Source organism: Arthrobacter monumenti (assembly GCF_054511255.1).
This window is the reverse complement of the sequence record NZ_JBTNCY010000001.1, coordinates 111,916-131,121: the sequence shown is the minus strand read 5'-3', so window position 1 is coordinate 131,121 and position 19,206 is coordinate 111,916. Positions and strand designations below refer to the sequence as shown.

At 61.4% G+C, this 19,206-nt stretch carries 16 protein-coding genes and 1 tRNA gene; 8 read left to right on the top strand and 9 right to left on the bottom strand.

The features are described from left to right. Positions 1–125: 125 nt before the first annotated feature. The 5 genes from fabF to ACX80B_RS00560 form a co-directional block, all read right to left on the bottom strand. On the bottom strand, positions 126–1,361 hold the full coding sequence (gene fabF / locus ACX80B_RS00580) for a beta-ketoacyl-ACP synthase II (protein ID WP_459291965.1): 1,236 nt from the start codon (positions 1,359–1,361) through the stop codon (positions 126–128). Between the two features lie 115 nt (positions 1,362–1,476). After that, positions 1,477–1,725 (bottom strand): acyl carrier protein, encoded by a 249-nt coding sequence (locus ACX80B_RS00575; protein ID WP_026535158.1) that lies wholly within the window; start codon positions 1,723–1,725, stop codon positions 1,477–1,479. 82 nt (positions 1,726–1,807) lie between these two features. Further along, entirely contained in the window at positions 1,808–2,860 is a 1,053-nt protein-coding gene (locus ACX80B_RS00570) for a beta-ketoacyl-ACP synthase III (protein ID WP_459292833.1), read from the bottom strand. Between the two features lie 14 nt (positions 2,861–2,874). Then, positions 2,875–3,822 carry an ACP S-malonyltransferase gene (locus tag ACX80B_RS00565; protein ID WP_459292831.1) on the bottom strand — a complete coding sequence of 316 codons (948 nt, stop codon included), beginning with the start codon at positions 3,820–3,822 and terminating at the stop codon, positions 2,875–2,877. 91 nt (positions 3,823–3,913) lie between these two features. Then, entirely contained in the window at positions 3,914–5,203 is a 1,290-nt protein-coding gene (locus tag ACX80B_RS00560; protein ID WP_459291962.1) for a PucR family transcriptional regulator, read from the bottom strand. 93 nt (positions 5,204–5,296) lie between these two features. Here ACX80B_RS00560 and ACX80B_RS00555 point away from each other — a divergent pair, with 93 nt between their 5' ends. After that, positions 5,297–5,956 carry a hypothetical protein gene (locus ACX80B_RS00555; protein ID WP_459291960.1) on the top strand — a complete coding sequence of 220 codons (660 nt, stop codon included), beginning with the start codon at positions 5,297–5,299 and terminating at the stop codon, positions 5,954–5,956. Positions 5,957–6,044: 88 nt separating this feature from the next. Here ACX80B_RS00555 and aceE read toward each other — a convergent pair whose 3' ends face one another. Continuing rightward, positions 6,045–8,813: a pyruvate dehydrogenase (acetyl-transferring), homodimeric type gene (aceE, locus tag ACX80B_RS00550; RefSeq protein WP_459292829.1), complete on the bottom strand. Its 2,769-nt coding sequence runs from the start codon at positions 8,811–8,813 to the stop codon at positions 6,045–6,047. A gap of 416 nt (positions 8,814–9,229) precedes the next feature. Between aceE and ACX80B_RS00545 the strand changes: the two genes are divergently transcribed. The 6 genes from ACX80B_RS00545 to ACX80B_RS00520 all read left to right on the top strand — a co-directional run bounded on the left by ACX80B_RS00545 (position 9,230) and on the right by ACX80B_RS00520 (position 13,142). Continuing rightward, on the top strand, positions 9,230–9,655 hold the full coding sequence (locus tag ACX80B_RS00545) for a DUF3052 domain-containing protein (protein WP_459291958.1): 426 nt from the start codon (positions 9,230–9,232) through the stop codon (positions 9,653–9,655). Further along, complete coding sequence (locus ACX80B_RS00540) at positions 9,655–10,122, top strand: peroxiredoxin (protein ID WP_459291956.1); 468 nt, start codon at positions 9,655–9,657, stop codon at positions 10,120–10,122. The genes ACX80B_RS00545 and ACX80B_RS00540 overlap by 1 nt, the downstream gene beginning before the upstream one ends. 48 nt (positions 10,123–10,170) lie before the next feature. After that, positions 10,171–11,073, top strand: coding sequence for an NAD-dependent protein deacetylase (locus ACX80B_RS00535; RefSeq protein ID WP_459292827.1), 903 nt, complete (start codon positions 10,171–10,173; stop codon positions 11,071–11,073). 87 nt (positions 11,074–11,160) lie between these two features. Beyond that, positions 11,161–11,236: transfer RNA gene (locus tag ACX80B_RS00530), tRNA-Val, on the top strand. Positions 11,237–11,310: 74 nt separating this feature from the next. Continuing rightward, entirely contained in the window at positions 11,311–12,333 is a 1,023-nt protein-coding gene (locus tag ACX80B_RS00525; protein WP_459291954.1) for an acyltransferase family protein, read from the top strand. Between the two features lie 245 nt (positions 12,334–12,578). Continuing rightward, positions 12,579–13,142 (top strand): gluconokinase, encoded by a 564-nt coding sequence (locus tag ACX80B_RS00520; RefSeq protein WP_459291952.1) that lies wholly within the window; start codon positions 12,579–12,581, stop codon positions 13,140–13,142. Between the two features lie 14 nt (positions 13,143–13,156). Here ACX80B_RS00520 and ACX80B_RS00515 read toward each other — a convergent pair whose 3' ends face one another. Next, complete coding sequence (locus ACX80B_RS00515; RefSeq protein ID WP_459291950.1) at positions 13,157–13,870, bottom strand: FadR/GntR family transcriptional regulator; 714 nt, start codon at positions 13,868–13,870, stop codon at positions 13,157–13,159. Positions 13,871–14,078: 208 nt separating this feature from the next. On the opposite strand from ACX80B_RS00515, the gene gndA reads away from it, so the two are divergent. Further along, positions 14,079–15,506, top strand: a complete 1,428-nt coding sequence (gene gndA, locus ACX80B_RS00510; RefSeq protein WP_459291948.1) for an NADP-dependent phosphogluconate dehydrogenase — start codon at positions 14,079–14,081, stop codon at positions 15,504–15,506. A 94-nt stretch (positions 15,507–15,600) separates the two neighbouring features. Here the strand turns inward: gndA and ACX80B_RS00505 are convergent, their stop codons facing one another. Both ACX80B_RS00505 and ACX80B_RS00500 read right to left on the bottom strand, forming a co-directional pair. Further along, positions 15,601–17,130 carry a GH25 family lysozyme gene (locus tag ACX80B_RS00505; RefSeq protein ID WP_459291946.1) on the bottom strand — a complete coding sequence of 510 codons (1,530 nt, stop codon included), beginning with the start codon at positions 17,128–17,130 and terminating at the stop codon, positions 15,601–15,603. Positions 17,131–17,185: 55 nt separating this feature from the next. Next, positions 17,186–18,928, bottom strand: a complete 1,743-nt coding sequence (locus ACX80B_RS00500; RefSeq protein ID WP_459291944.1) for an S-layer homology domain-containing protein — start codon at positions 18,926–18,928, stop codon at positions 17,186–17,188. Between the last annotated feature and the right edge of the window lie 278 nt (positions 18,929–19,206).

The window sequence follows — 19,206 nt, the reverse complement described above, 5'->3', positions numbered from 1 at the left end:
CAAATTAACGAAAGAGGAGCCGGTCCCAGTAGGACCAGCTCCCAATTCGGCGTACCGCTTTCTCCCTACCGGTTGAGCTTGGTTTCCTCCAGCCAGCTTGAACAGCCGCCGGAGGAATCCACTGGCTAAACGTTGCGGATTACGATGACGGCGTTGTGGCCGCCGAATCCAAACGAGTTGCTCAACGCGACGATGTCTCCACTGGGCAGTTTCCGCTCGGACGTGACGACGTCGAGGGGAATATCCGGATCCTGGTTCTCAAGGTTGATCGTGATAGGTGCTGTGCGCTCGTACACCGCCAGGACGGTCATGACCGCTTCAACGGCACCGGAGGCGCCGAGCAGGTGCCCGGTCTGGGACTTCGTCGCCGAAACGCAGACGTCGTCGACGTGTTTGCCCAACGCCTCGCGAAGGGCTGAGTATTCCGGCTTGTCGCCAACCGGCGTCGACGTTGCATGCGCGTTGACATGGACGACATCGTCGGGCTGTACCCGGGCATCGAACAATGCGCCCTTGAGCGCACGGGTGGCACCGAGCCCTTCCGGGTCCGGAGCGGTGATGTGGTACGAATCGGAAGTTACGGCCGTACCCGCCAACTCGCCGTAGATTTTGGCGCCGCGCGCGAGAGCGTGCTCCTCGGCCTCCAAGACCAATGCACCTGCTCCTTCGCCCATCACAAAGCCGTCGCGGTCGATGTCGTAGGGACGCGAGGCGTGTTCCGGGTCGTCATTGCGGCGGGAAAGCGCCTGCATAGAGCTGAATGCCGCCAGTGGCATCGGGTGGATGGCGGCTTCGGCGCCACCGGCCACGACGACGTCGGCCCGGCCGGCACGGATCAGGTCGATTCCCTGGTGCAATGACTCGGTTCCCGAGGCGCATGCAGAGACCGGTGTAAAAGCGCCCGCCCTGGCGCCCAGATCCAGGCTTACGGCTGCGGCCGGCCCGTTTGGCATCAGCATGGGCACGGTCATGGGCAATACGCGGCGCGGACCCTTCTCGCGGAGGGTGTCCCAGGCGTCGAGAAGAGTCCATACTCCACCAATACCGGTTGCGAAAGACACAGCGAACCGTTCACGGTCAAGGTCCTCGATACCGGCGTCCGCCCAGGCCTCCCGGGCGGAGACCATGGCAAATTGGGTGGATGGGTCCATCCGCTTGGCCTCGTGCCGGCTGAGTACCTCGGAGGCCGGAGTGCTGACCCGGGCGGCGAAAGTGACGGGCAGATTGTACTTTTCAACCCAGTCGTCCTCGAGCGTGCGGGCCCCGGAGACGCCCTTCAGAGCGTTCTTCCACATGGTAGGGACATCGCCGCCGATGGGAGTCGTTGCTCCCAGTCCGGTGATGACTACTTTGCGTGCCATTAATTCACTCTCTTCGCCGATATTTTCTGCCGTGTGCGCGGTTGCGGACGGTGGCAGAAATCAAATTGGTGGAGGCTGGGGCCGGTCGTCCGGCCCCAGCCTGAGCAACCCTGTACTAGCCCTCCTGGGCGTTCGAGATGTAGGTGACGGCATCGCCGACGGTCTTGAGGTTCTTGACCTCTTCATCGGGGATGCGGACGCCGAACTTCTCTTCAGCATTGACCACGATGGTCATCATGGAAATGGAGTCGATGTCCAGGTCGTCGGTGAAGGACTTGTCCAGCTCAACCGCCTCGGGTGCCAAGCCGGTCTCTTCGTTGACGATCTCAGCGAGTCCGGCCTGGATTTCTTCATTGCTAGCCATGGTGGCTCCTTTTCTTATGTTTGCCGATACTTGACTTGGCATGGGGTTTCAAACCGCGGTCCGCGGCCTGTCGGATTGGATTTTACGGAAGTGCGATGACCTGGGCACCGAAGACGAGCCCTGCACCGAAACCGATCTGCAGGGAGAGGCCCCCCGAGAGTTCCGGATTTTCCTGCAGCAGCCGGTGGGTTGCCAGCGGGATCGACGCTGCCGAGGTATTACCGGCGTCGGCAATATCGCGGGCGATGACAACCGACTCAGGAATCTTAAGCTTCTTGGCAAGTTCGTCGATGATGCGCATATTTGCCTGGTGAGGAACGAATGCGCTCAATTCCTCCGGCTTCACCCCTGCGGCATCAAGCGCCTGCTGGGCGACCTTCGCCATTTCCCAAACGGCCCACCGGAAGACAGTCTGGCCGTCCTGACGGAGAGTAGGCCACAGGCTTTCGGCGGCGACGTCGTCTTCAACGTTTGCGGTGGCGATGCGCCCGGCTGCCTTGCCTTCAGGGGCGTGATCGCGCAGCTGAAGGGACGAACCGGTCATGCTGATGGCATCCCATTTGCTGCCATCGGAGCCCCAAATCGAAGGCCCGATTCCAGGAGTATCGGAGGGACCAATGACGACGGCGCCGGCACCGTCTCCGAGGAGGAAGGAAATCGTCCGTTCCGAGTTGTCAATAATGTCTGAAAGCTTTTCCGCGCCGACGACAAGTACATATTCGCTGGTCCCGCTGCGGACCAGTGAGTCGGCCTGGGCCACACCGTAGCAATAGCCTGCACAGGCAGCGGAGATGTCGAACGCCGGTGCCGGGGTGGCCCCGAGGCGCTCCGCGAGCAATGCCGCGCCCGAGGGCGTGGGGTACGGGTGGGTAACAGTGGACAGGATGACCGCATCCAGTTGCGAGCCGTCGATCCCGGCGGCCGACAGAGCATCGTGGGCTGCCCCTTCGGCCATGTCGATGACGGAGACGTCCTCCGCGGCGCGGTGCCTGGTGACGATTCCTGTCCGTTGCCGGATCCACTCATCCGAAGAGTCGATCCACTGGCAAACGTCCTCGTTGGTGACAATGATGTCCGGCCGGTAGGAACCGAATCCCATAACCCGGGTGTGTTCCCGCAGCGGGTTTTGATTCATCACTGGAGTGCTCACTAAGCGCCTTCTTCCGCGGCTTCGGTCTTGATCATTTCCCTGGCGGCATCAAGGTCGTCGGGAGTCTTCAGAGCGGCAGTGGCGACGCCGGGCATTCCCCGCTTCGCCAGCCCCGCCAGCGTACCCGCCGGCGGCAGTTCAATCAGGCCGCTGACGGCCATGGTCTTGAACTGCTCCATGCAGAGGTCCCACCGCACGGGGCGGGAAACCTGTGCGATAAGACTGTCCAGATTTTCCTCACCTGTGGTGACCGGACCGCCGTCGTAATTCGACAGCAACGGCAGGGAAGGGGTCTTGGGGGAGAGCCGGGGGCGAAGCGCTTCGAGGGCATCCGCCGCAGCAGCCATGTGCCGGGTATGGAACGCACCGGCGACCTTCAAAGGAATGACGCGTGCCTTGGCGGGCGGATTGTCGGCCAGGTTCTGCAACTGCTCAAGAGTGCCGGCTGCGACGGTCTGGCCGCCACCGTTGGCGTTGGCCGCTGTCAGTCCAGCATTGTCGATGGCGGCCAGAACCTCTTCCGGATTGCCGCCGAGCACAGCGCTCATTCCGGTGGGCGTCCGGGCCGCGGCGTCGGCCATGGCATTGGCGCGTTCGCGCACAAAAGCGATGGCGTCGTCTTCGGTCAACGCCCCAGCCAGGGCTGAGGCGGTGATTTCGCCGACTGAGTGTCCGGCCAGTACGACGCCGGAGGTGCCCTTGGCCGCTGCAGATGTGCCTTCCAGCAAAACGCGGGCGGTAACAAGGCCAGCCGCAACAATCAGTGGCTGCGCGACGGCGGTGTCCTTGATGGTGTCCGCATCCGATTCGGTACCGTGCTTGACCAGGTCAAGCTGCGCCGAATCACTCAGCCGCTCCAGATGCTCTTTGACACCGGGCAGTTCGAGCCACGGAGATAGGAATCCAGGAGACTGGGAGCCCTGGCCAGGGCAGACAATTGCAAGCACCATTCAAGCTTTCCAAAATACGTCGGGCAACGAGGTGTTTCCAGTGACGAAGCTGGTCCGGTCACTTTGTAGGAAGTCTACAACGTCCAGTCTAATGTCCGCGCCCGTTGTTACGCTCGGCGGGCTTGCCCGGCACGGAGGCGAGCCGGCCCATAACGAGTGCCGTTTGCAGCACGAACGCCTCCCGCGGGAGCAGCGGATCCCAGCCGGTGACATCGGTGACGCGGCGGAGCCGGTAGCGGACAGTATTGGCGTGCACGAACAGTTCCCGGGCTGTCGCCTCGAGGGAATGTCCCAGATTGAGGTAGCTGGACAGCGTCTCCACCAGGCCGTTGGAGGCTGCGACGAGCGGGCGGTAAATGTTATCGACCAGAGCGCGTCCCGCTGCTTCATCGCCGGACATGACACGTTCCGGCCACAGGTCGTCCGCCGCAACCGGACGGGGAGCCATCGGCCAGGCGCGGGCAGCGGTGAGACCGGCGAAGGCGGCTTGGGCGGAGGCGCTGGCATCGGCAAGGGACTCAGCCAGCGGCCCGTGAACGACGGGACCGGGCCCGAAAAGTTCGCTAAGCCGCTGGTATGCGGAGCTTCGCCCATTCATGCCGCCCAGAACCAGGATCAGCCGGTCGCCCTGAATCCCCACGAGGGTGTCGTCGGCGAAACGGGCGGTGGCGCGGCGGAGCTCACTGACGAAGGTGGGGCTTGGTTCTGACGGCGAGCTGCCGACGATGACGGTGATTTTTGACTGTGATTTCCAGCCGACGGCAGCAATCCGCGACCGCAGCGCGTCCGAGCTCTCGCCGCGGAGGATGGCGTCGACGACCAGCGCCTCCAGTCTCGTGTCCCAGGAACCGCGGGTCTCGGCCGCACGGGCGTAGACGTCGGCGGCGGCAAAGGCCACTTCCCGGGAGTAGCGCAGTACTGCCTCGCGCAGGTCGGTCTGGTCGGCCTCCGGTGCCAACTCCGGAACCTGGTCCTCGACAACCTGGACGACAATACGGATCAACTGCAGGGCCTTCTGCAGCGAGATGGAACGAGTCAGTTCTGTGGGCGCGGCGCCGAACACATCGCTGAGAACCCAGGCAGGAGACGCCGGGCGTTCATACCAACTGACGAAGGAGGAAATGCCTTTCTGGGCGATGAGCCCCAGCGCGGAACGCTCATCGGCGCGCAGATGCCGGTACCAGGGAAGCGACGTTTCCAACTGCCGCAGCGTCGTCGTCGACAGGGTTCCAATATTGGACCGAAGCCGGGCCAGCGTCTGGGCTTTTCCGGCCGACGGCGGAGCCGGGGACTCCTTGGCAGGGTCTGCCGAACCGCTGGCGGAACTGCCGGAGCGGGTGTTTGCACCCTTGGTGGAGGTGCTGCGTGAAGCGGCCATCCTTCGAGCTTACGACGAGTTCGGATCAAACCTCCATTTGTGCGAAGGCTACAATAACGCCGTCGCGGCGACGGTGACCGATAGAGTGATGCCATGAGTCAGTCTTTGTTAAAGCCGGGACGGAACGTGTGGGGTGTTTTTGCGGATATTTGCCGGATCGCCACGTTGCTGAGCACCGGATTGGCTCTCGTTTTCTGGGGACCTGACAAGGTCATTGCCTTCCTGGCCGTCTTTGCGATCCTCGTCATTCCCCGGATGATGCGGATGCCGGAACCCTTCGATGCTGCCTTCGCCATAACGATGTACATTTCCACCCTGACCGGCGCCCTCGGCTGGTACGAAAATCTCGACTGGTGGGACAAGGTGGCGCACGTGGTGACCACCGGCGCAGCGGCTGCCATGGTGTGTTTGATCCTGTCCCGTTATGGCTTGGTGGACAACGTGCTTGACCGGACCCGCCGACTGTTCCGCTGGCGGGTTGTTCTCCAGACGACGGCGTTTGGCCTCAGTATCGCCGTGATTTGGGAAATCCTGGAATGGTTCTACAAGACTGTTAACTCCAACGACCCGCCAGCTACATATCTTGACACTATGGCGGACATGCTTGGCGGCGCTGTTGGATCAGTTATTGCCGCATTCTTTCTCACTGGCTGGGCGCGGGATAACAGGCACGAAGCCACGCAGGAGAGTGGGATGCGGCACGCAGATCCGCTGCCTGGTTCTTTGAGTGACCTGGACGATTCCGGCATTTAGCACCCGGGCACAGCAAAGGACGGCCAACCGGAGTTGACCGCCCTCAATGCTGCCGGAAGTGTTTATGCCACCCGGCGACAATCAGTCCCTACTCGGCGCCACCTGCAGCGCCGGACGTACCGGCGGTAACGTCGTGCAGCTTGTACTTCTCGATCGCTTCACCCGGAGCGCGCCAGTCGACCTCGCCCCGGCGGGCCAGCATCTCCAAGGCTCGGACGACCATGGATGGTCCGTCGATCTTGAAGAACCGGCGGGCGGCTGCGCGGGTGTCCGCGAAGCCGAAGCCGTCAGCCCCCAGGCTGGCAAACTCGTTGGGCAGGAACTGGCGGATCTGGTCGGGTACGGCCTTCATGTAGTCGGTGACCGCCACGATGGGACCAGTGGCGCCTTCGAGCTGCTTGGTCACGAACGGTGTGCGTGCCCCGGCAGAGGGGTCCAGGAAGGCTTCCTCCTCGGCAGCGAGACCGTCCCGGCGCAATTCTGTCCAAGACGTCACTGACCAGACATCGGCGGAGACGCCCCAGTCCTCGGCCAGCAGCTTCTGGGCTTCCAGCGCCCACGGCACCGCCACACCGGAGGCGAGTAACTGGGTGCGCGGTCCATCGATGTCGGCCGGATTGAGCAGGTAAATGCCCTTCAGAATGCCTTCGACGTCGGTTTCCTCCGGCGCCGCGGGCTGGCTGATCGGCTCGTTATAGACCGTCAGGTAGTAGATCAGGTTGCGGTCGTCTGAGTCCGGGCCATACATCCGCTCCAGCCCGTCGCGCATGATGTGGCCGATTTCGTAGCCGTAGGCAGGGTCATAAGTGACGACGGCGGGGTTGGTGGAGGCGAGCAGCGGCGACTGTCCGTCGGCGTGCTGCAGACCCTCACCGGTCAGGGTCGTCCGGCCGGCGGTGGCACCGATCAGGAAGCCACGGGCCATCTGGTCCGCGGCGGCCCAGATGAAGTCGCCGGTGCGTTGGAAGCCGAACATCGAGTAGAAGATGTAGATCGGGATCAGCGGTTCGCCATGTGTGGCATAGGAGGTGCCGGCAGCGGTGAAAGCCGCGACCGAACCGGCCTCATTAATACCCGCGTGCAGGATCTGGCCCTGCTCGGACTCCTTGTAGGCGAGGACCAGTTCGCGGTCCACCGAGAGGTAGTTCTGACCCTTGGGGTTGTAGATTTTCGCTGTCGGGAAGAACGAGTCCATGCCGAACGTGCGGGCCTCATCCGGAACAATCGGCACCACACGCTTGCCGAACTCCTTGTCCCGCATCAGGTCTTTCAGCAGCCGGACGAAGGCCATCGTGGTCGCCGCCTGCTGCTTACCCGAACCGCGCCAGGCAGCCTCGTACGCCTTTTCCTCAGGCAGGTGAATCTCTTCTGCCTGCTCGCGGCGTTCGGGGACGAAGCCGCCGAGTTTTTCGCGGCGTTCCATCAGGTACTTGATCTCCGGGGAGTCTTCGCCGGGGTGGTAGTACGGGGGTAGTTTCGGGTTTTCCTCCAGCTTCGCGTCATCGATCGGGATCCGCAGGTGATCGCGGAAGTCCTTCAGGTCATCGATGGTCAGCTTCTTCATCTGGTGCGTCGCGTTCCGGCCCTCGAAGTTCGTGCCCAGCCCGTAACCCTTCACGGTCTTGGCCAGGATCACGGTTGGCTTGCCGGTGAACTCGGTCGCGGCCTTATACGCCGCGTACACCTTGCGGTAGTCATGCCCGCCACGCTTGAGCCCCCACACCTGCTCATCATCCATATCCGCGACCATCTCCTTCGTCTGCGGAGACTTCCCGAAGAAATGCTCCCGCACGAACGCACCGGACTCGGCCTTATACGTCTGATAATCCCCATCCGGGGTCGAATTCATAATGTCCACCAAAGCGCCGTCGGAGTCGTTGCCGAGCAGTTCGTCCCACTCCCGGCCCCAGACGACCTTGATGACATTCCAGCCGGCGCCGCGGAAGAACGCCTCCAACTCCTGCATGATCTTCCCGTTACCCCGGACCGGACCATCCAGGCGCTGCAGGTTGCAGTTCACCACAAACGTCAAATTGTCGAGTTTCTCATTCGCGGCCAGCTGCAACAATCCACGCGATTCGGGCTCGTCCATCTCCCCGTCGCCGAGGAACGCCCACACATGCTGCTCGGACGTGTCTTTGAAACCACGGTTCTGCAGGTACCGGTTCGACTGCGCCTGATAAATCGCGTTCATCGGCCCGATCCCCATCGACACCGTCGGGAACTCCCAAAAATGCGGCATCGACCGCGGATGCGGATACGAAGACAACCCATGCGGGGCCGCGGACTTCTCCTGCCGGAACCCGTCCAGATCCTCCTCTGACAACCGTCCCTCAAGGTAGGCGCGGGCGTACATGCCGGGGGAGGCGTGGCCCTGGAAGAAGACCTGGTCCCCGCCGCCGGGGTGGTCCTTGCCGCGGAAGAAGTGATTCAACCCCACCTCATAGAGGGTCGCGGCGCCGGCGTAGGTGGAGATATGGCCGCCGACGGCGATATCGGGCTGCTGGGCCCGGTGCACCATCACCGCGGCGTTCCACCGCAGCCAGGCCCGGTACTTCCGCTCGATCTCCTCATCGCCGGGGAAGGGCGGTTCCTGATCGGTGGGAATCGTGTTCACATAATCAGTGGTCGTCACCATCGGCACACCAACACTGTGTGAACCGGCACGCTGCAGCAACGAACGCATAATATACTGCGCCCGCTCCGTCCCCTGCTCCTTAATCAACTGATCAAGGGACTCAATCCATTCAGCCGTCTCCTCGGGATCACGGTCAGGCAGCTGGTTTGTTAACCCGCTCAGGATTTGCGTTTCTTCTTCTCCTGCGGCCACGTCCAACCTCTCTTGTGTGCGGTACATATGCGTGCTTGTCAGCATCCGGTGTCGCTGACACCCGGCGGTCTGTGGACCAGGTGCGACGGACGGCGGAGCCTCTGCCCGGCACAGCGGTGTTACGGGCATAAAAATCCACATAACCACTCTAGTCCCGCGTTCGCCCGGATGCGTAGCCGGGCAGTCTCCGGGTGGAAATCCCGCCGTTTCCGTCCGCGCCCAAACCGCGGTGCCGTCGTCGTAATATCCCGTCAAGGTGAGAGGCGGTGGTGGGAGAGATGCGCGTTTGAGCAGGCTTTTTACGCAGGCCACGCCCGTGTGGCTTGATGCGTAGGGCTTAAAGGTGTTGGCTTGTAGTTAGGCATCTCACCGGCTCTTGACGGAACACGTCCGCAGGCGGGGATTTGCAGACCATATTGGCAAGTCAGTACAGGAGGAAACACGTGAGCGAGGCCGAGGCCGCCGCGGTGGACAACGTGGCGAGCAAGTTGGGTTTCAAAAACGGAGACCTGATTCAGGAATTCGGCTATGACGAAGACGTCGATTTCGAGTTGCGTGCTGATATAGAAGATCTGATCGACTCCGAGATCCTGACTGAAGAGGATCAGGAAGTCGTGGATGCGGTCCTCTTGTGGTGGCGCGACGAGGACGGCGATCTTGTCGATGCGCTGATGGACTCGCTGACGACTCTCGGAGAAGGCGGCGAAGTCTGGGTTCTTACCCCGAAGGCCGGCCGCGACGGATATGTGCAACCAGCCGATCTGCAGGAAGCCGCCCCGACGGCCGGGCTGCACGTGACCACACAGGCGGCCGGCGTTTCCGGAGACTGGACGGCGACCCGTCTGGTCAGCAAGCGCAACAAGGGCTAATGCCGGCTCACATACCCCGGATCGGCGAGACCGCTCCGGACTTCGAACTGCCCAACCAGTTTGGCGAACCGGTACGGCTCTCGAAACTGCGCGGCAGGATCAGCGTTGTGGTGTTCTACCCGTTCGCTTTTTCCGGCGTCTGCACCGGTGAGCTGTGCGAGCTCAGGGACAACCTCGGTGCGTTCACGGCGAAGGATGCGCAGGTGCTTGCCATCTCCGTGGACGCCAAGTATGCCCTGCGGGCGTATGCGCAGAGTGAAGGATACGAATTCGATCTGCTCAGTGATTTCTGGCCGCATGGGGACGTGGCGCGCAGCTACGGTGTTTTCAACGAGAACCGCGGGATGGCCGAACGCGGCACATTCATTATCGACGACGGTGGCACTGTCCGTTACAGCGTGGTGAGTCCGGTGGGGGAACCGCGCAGCCTGGCCGAGTACCGGAAGGCTCTCGACGAACTCGCCTGATTCGGCAAGACTGGCAGGGTGACTGAACAGAAACCGGTCGGCATCGGCATGACAGCGTTCGTGAGCAATTCACCCAGCAACGGTGTTCCGCCGTTGATCACCAGCGAACAGCAGAACCTGGCCGCCGTCGTCGATCTGCTGTCCGGGCACCGGCTGGCTGTTCTCACCGGGGCCGGGCTGAGCACGGATTCCGGCATTCCCGACTACCGCGGCCCCAATTCCGCGCCCCGCAATCCGATGACGTATCAACAGTTCACCGGTGACGAAGCGCTCCGGCGCCGGTACTGGGCACGTAACCATGTCGGTTGGCATTTCATGCGCCACGCCGCACCCAATCCCGGTCACTATGCGGTGGCGCAGCTTGAAGAGCGCGGCCTGATGTCCGGTCTGATCACCCAGAACGTGGACCGGCTCCATGAGGAGGCCGGCAGCAGGACCGTCGTCGACCTGCACGGGCGTTTCGACCGGGTCGTCTGCCTCGACTGCCACACCGTGGTGACCCGCGACGACCTTGCCCGGCGCCTGGACGAGCTCAATCCCGGGTTCGCCGAGCGGGTGGGGCAGGAGGGGATTGTCGAGCTGGCTCCGGACGCCGATGCGGTGGTGGACCAGACGTCCGATTTCGTCATCGCGCCATGCCATGTCTGCGGGGGAATGCTGAAACCGGACTTTGTCTTCTTCGGTGAGAACGTCCCCAAAGACCGGGTGGCCAGATCCTACGAAATGGTGGACGACGCCGGGGCGCTGTTGGTCGCAGGCTCCTCGCTGGCGGTGATGAGCGGCCTCCGCTTCGTCCGGTATGCGCATAAGCAGGAAAAACCGGTGGTTATCATCAACCGTGGAGCCACCCGGGGTGACGACCGCGCGGCACTGACAGTCAATGTGGGAGTTTCCGCCGCGCTGTCGATGCTGGCGTCATCACTGCCGGATTTGCCCGGGACGGCCGGCTAGTGCCGGTCCGGTTAGCGGAGCCGCGACTGATCAGGTACAGTTATTGCTCGTGAACTGGAGCGGATCTGCTGCTTTTCACGCGTGCAAGGGTCTTTAGCTCAGCTGGTAGAGCGCCACGTTTACACCGTGGATGTCATCGGTTCGATCCCGGTAGGACCCACCATCCGATTACTGCTTCACGGCAGCCCAGCCGTGTCCCGGCTTTGGTAACGGAACGGTAACAACTAGACTGTTCCGATGCCCACCACGTCCCCGCGTGACCAGCGGCTCGACTCCGCCAAAGGTATCCTCATTGGCCTGGTTGTTCTCGGTCACCTGTTGGAGGCCACCAGCGCGTGGCACGCCGACCTCATCCGTCTTCCCTTGACGATGATTTACATGTTCCACATGCCCGCCTTCGTGTTCCTCTCGGGGATAACGGCCAAAAGGGACAACCTGCTCAAACGGGTCGCCACGTTCACGGTCCTGTTGCTGACCTTCCAGGCGCTCTACTACCTCGCCGTGCGACTGCTGCCGCTGGAACGCGATTTCTCCGCCTTCATGCCGTTTTGGCTCCTCTGGTTTCTGCTCGGGATGATCTGGTGGCTGCTGCTCCTGCCATTGGTCATGAAAGTTCCCAGGACCGCTGTGACAGCATCCTTCGTGATCGCCATCGCCGCTGGTGCGATCGACGTAATGGGCTACGCGTTCAGTGTCTCGCGGGCGCTGGTCTTCCTGCCGTTTTTCATCACCGGCGCGGTCTACGGAAGGCAGATCCTGGACGCGGCCACAAACCTCTCGAAGAGGTGGAAGGTGTCTGCGGCGGTTCTGTGCAGCGCGCTGGGACTGATCCTGTTCAGCACAGACATACACCAGGGTTGGCTCTATGGCAGTTACAGTTTCGAACGGCTCAACGCCTCCACAGGGGAGGGGCTCGCGACACGGGCCGGCTTGCTTGCGATTGCGGCGTTGACCACGTTCGCCGTGTTATCCCTCATGCCGCAGCAGCAGAACCCCGCCACCGTCATCGGCCGGCGCAGCCTGGGCATTTTCGTCCTGCATGGGTTTGTGGTGCTGGCGGCCACGCCGTTGCTTCCCGGTCCGCTGGGGGCAAACAATATCTGGGCGCTCGTTGCCTGTGCGGCGATTGCCATCGTGACGGTCAGCGTCCTTGCCGCTCCGCCCTTCGACCGCGGGGTCCGGTTGTACACGTCCAAAGTGGTGCAAATGTCCGCCCGTCCTTTCCGGCAGGAGGAGCATCCGGCAGCCGGGCGGCGATGACCCGGGGCGGCAGGGAACGGAGGCCCAGTAAGCCCGGGGCTTGATGGGCCCTCAGGCGCCGCGCTGGCTTAAACGAAAACCCCTTATCCGGAATCTATTTGGGGGAATAAGGTCCAGGATAAGGGGCCGAAGCTGAATATATCTGCTTTATTTCGGCTTCTGCAAATTGGTTGCGGCACCACGTGTGGAATTGTGATGTGGTCTATCAATAGAGTGGGAGCATCCGACCGGACGAAGGAGCGAGTATGGCCCATTCCAAACTCAAGGGTAAGAAGCTTCCGCCGATGGTGGTTTTGGGGGTCTCCGGCTCCGGTAAGAGCACAATAGGATCGCTCCTTGGCGAATCATTGCAGGTGCCCTATGTAGAGGGCGACGAACTGCACTCGGATGCCGGCGTTGGCAAGATGAAAGGCGGCAGCGCCCTGGACGACGCCGATCGGGAGCCCTGGCTGCGGCGGATCGGCGATCTTTTGAAAGAGCGTAACGACGACGGCACATCAGTGGTCGTCGCCTGCTCGGCGCTTAAGCGTGGCTACCGCGACATATTGTGCGGCTACGTGCCGGAAACGGTATTCATCCATCTTGAAGGCAGCCGGGAGGTTATCGCCGCCCGGCTGAGCCAACGGGAACACGCGTATATGCCCAAGGATCTGCTCGATTCGCAGATCAAGGCGTTGGAATCGCTGGTGGACGAGGAATCAGCGATCATCGTGGATATCGATCAAAGTCCTGAGGAAATCGTCCGGGATATTGAAGAACAACTGGTCATCCTGACCGACAGCAGCGCGGACGTGCCGGACGAGCACTAAGGACAGGCACTGGCTCAATCAGTGTCGGTACCGCGCGGTATCTGCGCCCACTCCTGTTGCATTTCGGCAATCGTCCGGCGCATGATTTCGTTCATCGCCCCACGGGCCTCTGCGGGCCGGCGGATGGCAATCGCTTCGGCAACGTCCATGTGCAACTGCACCGCTTCTTCGTGAGGATGGGCTGGCAACAGGCCCATATCCCGGCGGCCAATTAGAATCTCCTCAACCGCATCATGCAGTTTGGCGAACATTTCGTTGCCGGACCCGGCCAGCACAACCGAGTGGAAACGCACATCGAGCTCCAGGAACCGACGGGCGTCCTGGCCTGCTGACCGCATCTTGTTGGCAATGTCGTGCAGCTCTTCGGCAACCGATTCCGGCGCGTATTCCGCTGCGAGTTCCGCCGCCATCGGTTCGATGGCGACGCGCATTTCAGTCAATGAGCGCAGCTGGGCGCCGCGGTTGTTTCCACGCAGGCGCCAGCGGATGACGAGTGGGTCGTACGGATTCCAATCGCTGCGCGGCTGCACCCGGATGCCGACACGCTTGGTCGACTGGACGAGACCGAGGGACTGCAGGACGCGCACCGCTTCGCGGACGACCGACCGTGACACACCCAGTTCGGATTCCAGCTGCTCCGCCAGCATCACATGTCCCACCGGCAGAGTGCCGTTGACGATGCGGCTGCCAAGGTCTTCGAGGGCCCTTTGATGCAGTCTGCTTGGCATTTTCTGTCCCCCGGATTGGCTGTCAACGCCCTCGAGTCTAGCTCAAACCGGTAGTCCGCCCGGCCGTCATATTTACCCGCGAAGTAGCCGTACCCGGAGGCTGACTCATAGGGTGTAAGGGAGAGCCGGGCGCTGGCAGCCGCGCTACCGTACCGACGTCGTACCTTCCGCCGCGGCCACGACGCTTCATCCGACAAAAGGAGTAAGAATGTCTGCACAGATCGGTGTCACCGGATTGGCCGTTATGGGCGCCAACCTGGCCCGCAACCTGGCACGGAATGGATTTACCGTCGCCCTGCACAACCGCAGCGTCGAGAAGACGGATACCTTGCTGGAGCGTTACGGCGACGAGGGCGAATTCGTCCGTACGGAATCGCTGCAGGAGCTGGTCGACTCACTCGAGAAGCCGCGCCGCATCCTGATGATGGTCAAGGCCGGCCAGGCGGTCGACTCGGTGATTGAGCAACTCGAGCCATTGCTGGAGGCCGGCGACATCATTATCGACGCCGGTAACTCACACTACGAAGACACCCGCCGGCGCGAGGCGGCCCTCGCCAAGAAGGATCTCGATTTCGTTGGCATTGGTGTGTCCGGTGGTGAAGAAGGCGCTTTGCTGGGCCCCTCGATCATGCCCGGTGGATCCAAGCGTTCCTACGACGCGCTGGGACCGCTGCTGGAGAAAATCTCAGCCCACGTCGACGGCGAACCCTGCTGCCACTGGATCGGAACCGACGGTGCCGGTCACTTCGTCAAGATGGTGCACAACGGCATCGAATATGCGGACATGCAGGTTATTGGCGAGGCCTACGACCTGCTGCGGACCGGTGCCGGAATGGAACCGGCCGAACAGTCGAAGGTCTTCGAAGAGTGGAACAGAGGCGATCTCGCTTCGTTCCTGATTGAGATCACCGCCGAGGTGCTCGCGCACACCGATGCGAAGACAGACAAACCCTTCATCGACGTCGTCGTCGACGCTGCCGGCCAGAAGGGCACGGGACGCTGGACTGTCGTCTCGGCGCTTGAGCTGGGCCTGCCGACGTCGGGCATTGCAGAGTCGGTTTTCGCCCGGGCGCTGTCCTCGCAGGCGGACCAGCGCGCCGAGGCGCAGCAGGTGCTGGCGGGGGAGGAGAACGACGTCGAGATTCCGGAAACGTTTGTCGACGACGTCCGCCAGGCGCTGTACGCCTCCAAACTGGTCAGCTACGCACAGGGTCTCGATATGCTTACCGCTGCTGCCGGCGAATATAACTGGGACCTGAAACTCGATGAGATCGCTTCGCTGTGGCGCGGTGGCTGCATTATCCGCGCCGAACTGCTGGCCGAGATTACCAAGGCTTATGCCGCTGAGGACAAACCGCTGAACCTGCTGCTCGCTCCGGCCTTCAGCAAAGCCATCGCCCAGACGCTGCCGGCATGGCGCCGCGTCGTGTCCACGGCAGTTCAGCTGGGTGTTCCGGTACCCGTCTTCTCGTCCTCGCTGGCATACTACGACGGGCTGCGTCGCAAGCGCCTGCCCGCCGCGCTGACTCAGGGACTGCGCGACCTCTTCGGCGCACACACCTACCAGCGGATCGACACCGAGGGCACTTTCCACACGCTCTGGGGCGAAGATAAGTCGGAAGTTTCCGCAGACTAAGCAGACTAAAAAGGGAAGAGCCGCCATGTGGACGATATGCGGTCCACATGGCGGCTCTTCCTGGGTCTATCAGTATTCAGCCGATCAGGTTTCGTTAGAACTTCTGGTCATAGCGGAACAGGAATGCAGCCATAGCGTCGCGGTTAATATCGGCCAGCGGACGGAAAGTCCCGTCGTCCCAGCCTTTCGTGATGCCGGTTGATTCGAGCCAGGTAACTTCTTTATAGAATTTGCTTCCACGGGGATAGTCCGTGAATGGGGAAGTCCTTGGTGGATCGAAAGACGGCTTTCCGGCGAGCCGGTAAAGGAAAGCGGCTATTGCCTCGCGGTTAACATCGGTCAGTGGCCGGAACGTATCGTCGTCGTAGCCGGTTGTGATGCCGGTTGATTCCAGCCACGTGACTTCTTTATAGAACTTGCTTCCCCGCGGATAGTCCTTGAACGGGGAGTTCGATGGCGGGTCGAAGGCAGGTTCGCCGGCAAACCGGTAAAGGAAGGCGGCGACGGCGTCACGGTTTATATCCGCCCGTGGCCGGAAGGTGCCGTCGTCCCAGCCGGTCGTGATTTTCTGTCGGTCTGCCCACATTACTTCTGAGTAGAAATCGCTTGACGTTGTCACGTCGGCAAACCCGTTGGTAGCGAATTGCTGCAGCTCTTTGTACGTTCCGTTCCACTGGTTCGAGTCGCCGGCGAAAGGACCGTAGGCCGAATACTGCCACACCGTGAAGTCCCGCCAACCGCCAAACATCCAGATGTCGAAATTGTCCTGGTAACCGGGATAGGGGAAAGCAGCCACGTGGAGGTCGTGGTTGTTCAGCGCAGTGCTGTTGTTGGTGCACTCGGTCCACCATGCGTACGTTGTGTAGATCATGGGCTTGCGGCCCGTCATACGCTGAATCTGGCCGGAAAAGCTCTGCACCCAGTCGACCATCTGCCCAGCAGACATGTTGTAGCACATGTTGCCGAGTGACTCGTAGGGGTTGTGTTCAATGTCCAGCAGTGGCGGAAGGGTATGCCCATCGGCAGACCATCCACCACCATTATTAACAAAGAACCTGGCCTGCGACCGGGCGTTACCCACCTGCGGCAGCGCGAAGTGATAAGCCCCGCGGATCATACCTGCGTTATAGGCACCGGCATATTGCCGGTTGAACGTGTCGCTCCTGAAGGAGTCGCCTTCAGTGGCCTTGACGTAGGCAAAGCGTGCTCCCATGTTCCATTGCGTTTGCCAGTCGACATCCGGCTGCCAACCGCTAACGTCGATGCCGTTGATCCCGGGTGCTTTCCACGTGTACCCGGCTTCCATCGGCTCCCCGGCGCTAGCCTCCATTAGCCGCGGCGGTTTAGCGTCCTGAATCTCCACCCTCTGCTGTTTGGCGATCACGGATTGCCCCATAAAGGACCCGCGTTCACCAATAGCCTCGGCCCCTGGCGATACAGCCGAAGGTGCAGACGTGGAGGCCGGCGTTGCAGCGACGGATGGTGATGGGGACTCTTCGGCGATAGCTGGCGAAGAGAGGCCTATCGACCCAATAACGACGGCCATGGAGCACGAAAGTGCAACTAATCCCTTGGCGCCGCGGTTACCCGCACGGTTTTTCTCTGGATTGTTTCTGGATTTCATGTATTAGCTCCGGTGAAGGACATCTTCGAACGGTGTGGTGAATTACTGGTCATTGCTAGAATTTCGTGTCGAATCGCTGCAGGAATGCCGCCATGGCATCGCGCTTGATGTCGGCACGAGGGCGGAAGGTTCCGTCTTTCCATCCTGTGGTGATTTTCGTGGACTTCAGCCAGGTGATTTCTTTGTAGAACTTGTCGCCAGGTTGTACATCGGTGAACGGTGATTGGCTTGGCGGGCTGTAGTGTGGCTTATCCGCCAGCCGGTACAAGAAGGCGGCCATGGCATCACGGTTGATCGGTTCGACTGGCCGGAAGGTATCGTCGTCGTAGCCCGTTGTGATGCCCGTTGATTCGAGCCAGGTTACTTCTTTATAGAACTTGCTACCTCGCGGATAGTCCTTGAATGGTGAAGTCCTCGGTGGGGTGAAGCTGGGCTCGCCCTCCAGCCGGTACAGGAATGCCGCCATAGCATCGCGGTTGATTGCCGAATAGGGGCGGTAGGTCCCGTCGTCGTAGCCGGTGGTGATTTTGTTGTCGTATGCCCAGCGGATGGCGTCTTGATGCGCGGTTCCCCCATCAACGTCGGTAAACGGGCCGGCGGCTTGCGATGGTCCGGGAGCTGTGATCGTGACCTTCGCCTCGGCGTGTGGCCCGCTTCCGGAGATCCAGTTCACCTTGACTTGTGTTCCGGCATGAGTCGTGAATACCTGCCCCGCTTGCCAGGCGTGCTCCATGCTGTAGTAGTTGGCGAAGGGCCGTGTGTCGGGTTCGAGAACTATGGATGATGGCAATTCGTATTGTCCATAGGCAGGCACCTGAGTGATTTTCACGCCGCGGTTCAATTGATGCAGCCCACTTGACAGGAATCTGTCCTCATCAACGGGAAGCCGCAGTTCCAGATAGTAATTTTCCCCGCTAACCGGGTCCCTGAATTTGACTGCCCGGTTGGACTTCTCTCCACCCCAGGGCCGCAGTATGTAGGACTTAGAGCCGGAGACGGATCCGACGTTGCGGATGTCATCGTAACTGCCAAAACCGGCGATGTCCCAGAAGCTTGCGCTGATCGTTGGACGGTGAACCTGGGAGGTCCCCATAAGATCAAGTGTGTCGCCGTAGGCCCGGACCCAGCAGCCGGCGTAATCGGGTGTGTCGGAGCCCCCATCCGAGCAGGTCAGTGCATTGGCGTGTCCCAGGCCGAATACATGACCAAACTCATGCGCGAGGACGCTGTCGGTTAAGGAGTTGTGGCCCCAGGTACTCGGTCGAGGCATCAGGATCCGGCCGGACGTACCGTCGGTGCTCCATCCCGCTCCGTATGCTCCAGCAGAAAGAGTTTGGGTAGGGACAAAAACGATCAAGACCCTGTTCTTTTGATAAGACCAGTTCAGTTCCTTGGTGACCTGGGCCATGATGTCCCAGTAGTTCCAGGTTGATTTAGCGTCTGTCTGGAAGCGTGGTTTCGTCTCGGCGACCGAAAGGGAAATTCTGCCCTCGGACATGTCCGACCAATACCGGTCGGCGACGTCGATTGCCTCGGTGGCTGCCGCCAGCGAAACGGAGTCTACTGCTGCCCGGCTCATGTCTTTGGGCTGAGCCCGAACGAGCGTAATTTTGACATCCCCTGCAGGGTGCACGCTCCGGGCCGCCATGGGTGAATCTTCCCCTGTTGGCGGATCGATGCCGGGAATCAGACCGGGTTCGTAGTTGTGTACAACCTTCGGACCGCCTTCCACATGTTGCTCGGGTGGAGGTGTCGGCGCGGCGACAACCTGAGGCGCGGAAACCAGTGAGGCCGCCACGAAAGTTGCCGCGGTTAAAGCCGCGAACGAGACTGTGCGAGTGGTGGTGCCTATGGACATAAATGGATTGCGAGTTTTTATCATGCTGCGAAGAACTCCCCGACGTACTCCTGTCGTATTTCGACAAGGAGGGGTAGCTGTTCCCCTGTAATCCCCCATGGGCAGATGCCCCAGATTCAGTGCGGTGGGTACAGCTGTACCGAAGAAAAGATAACACCAAAGTGGCTTGTGTGGCCAATGTTATTTATGTGAATCGGCGTGTCGAGTCGACACGCCGA

Excerpts from the sequence above, each read along its gene's own strand:
- fabF (WP_459291965.1), bottom strand. The coding sequence starts at position 1,361 with ATGGCACGCAAAGTAGTCATCACCGGACTGGGAGCAACGACTCCCATC.
- ACX80B_RS00575 (WP_026535158.1), bottom strand. The coding sequence starts at position 1,725 with ATGGCTAGCAATGAAGAAATCCAGGCCGGACTCGCTGAGATCGTCAAC.
- ACX80B_RS00570 (WP_459292833.1), bottom strand. The coding sequence starts at position 2,860 with ATGAATCAAAACCCGCTGCGGGAACACACCCGGGTTATGGGATTCGGT.
- ACX80B_RS00560 (WP_459291962.1), bottom strand. The coding sequence starts at position 5,203 with ATGGCCGCTTCACGCAGCACCTCCACCAAGGGTGCAAACACCCGCTCC.
- ACX80B_RS00555 (WP_459291960.1), top strand. The coding sequence starts at position 5,297 with ATGAGTCAGTCTTTGTTAAAGCCGGGACGGAACGTGTGGGGTGTTTTT.
- aceE (WP_459292829.1), bottom strand. The coding sequence starts at position 8,813 with ATGTACCGCACACAAGAGAGGTTGGACGTGGCCGCAGGAGAAGAAGAA.
- ACX80B_RS00540 (WP_459291956.1), top strand. The coding sequence starts at position 9,655 with ATGCCGGCTCACATACCCCGGATCGGCGAGACCGCTCCGGACTTCGAA.
- ACX80B_RS00535 (WP_459292827.1), top strand. The coding sequence starts at position 10,171 with ATGACAGCGTTCGTGAGCAATTCACCCAGCAACGGTGTTCCGCCGTTG.
- ACX80B_RS00525 (WP_459291954.1), top strand. The coding sequence starts at position 11,311 with ATGCCCACCACGTCCCCGCGTGACCAGCGGCTCGACTCCGCCAAAGGT.
- ACX80B_RS00520 (WP_459291952.1), top strand. The coding sequence starts at position 12,579 with ATGGCCCATTCCAAACTCAAGGGTAAGAAGCTTCCGCCGATGGTGGTT.
- ACX80B_RS00515 (WP_459291950.1), bottom strand. The coding sequence starts at position 13,870 with ATGCCAAGCAGACTGCATCAAAGGGCCCTCGAAGACCTTGGCAGCCGC.
- gndA (WP_459291948.1), top strand. The coding sequence starts at position 14,079 with ATGTCTGCACAGATCGGTGTCACCGGATTGGCCGTTATGGGCGCCAAC.
- ACX80B_RS00505 (WP_459291946.1), bottom strand. The coding sequence starts at position 17,130 with ATGAAATCCAGAAACAATCCAGAGAAAAACCGTGCGGGTAACCGCGGC.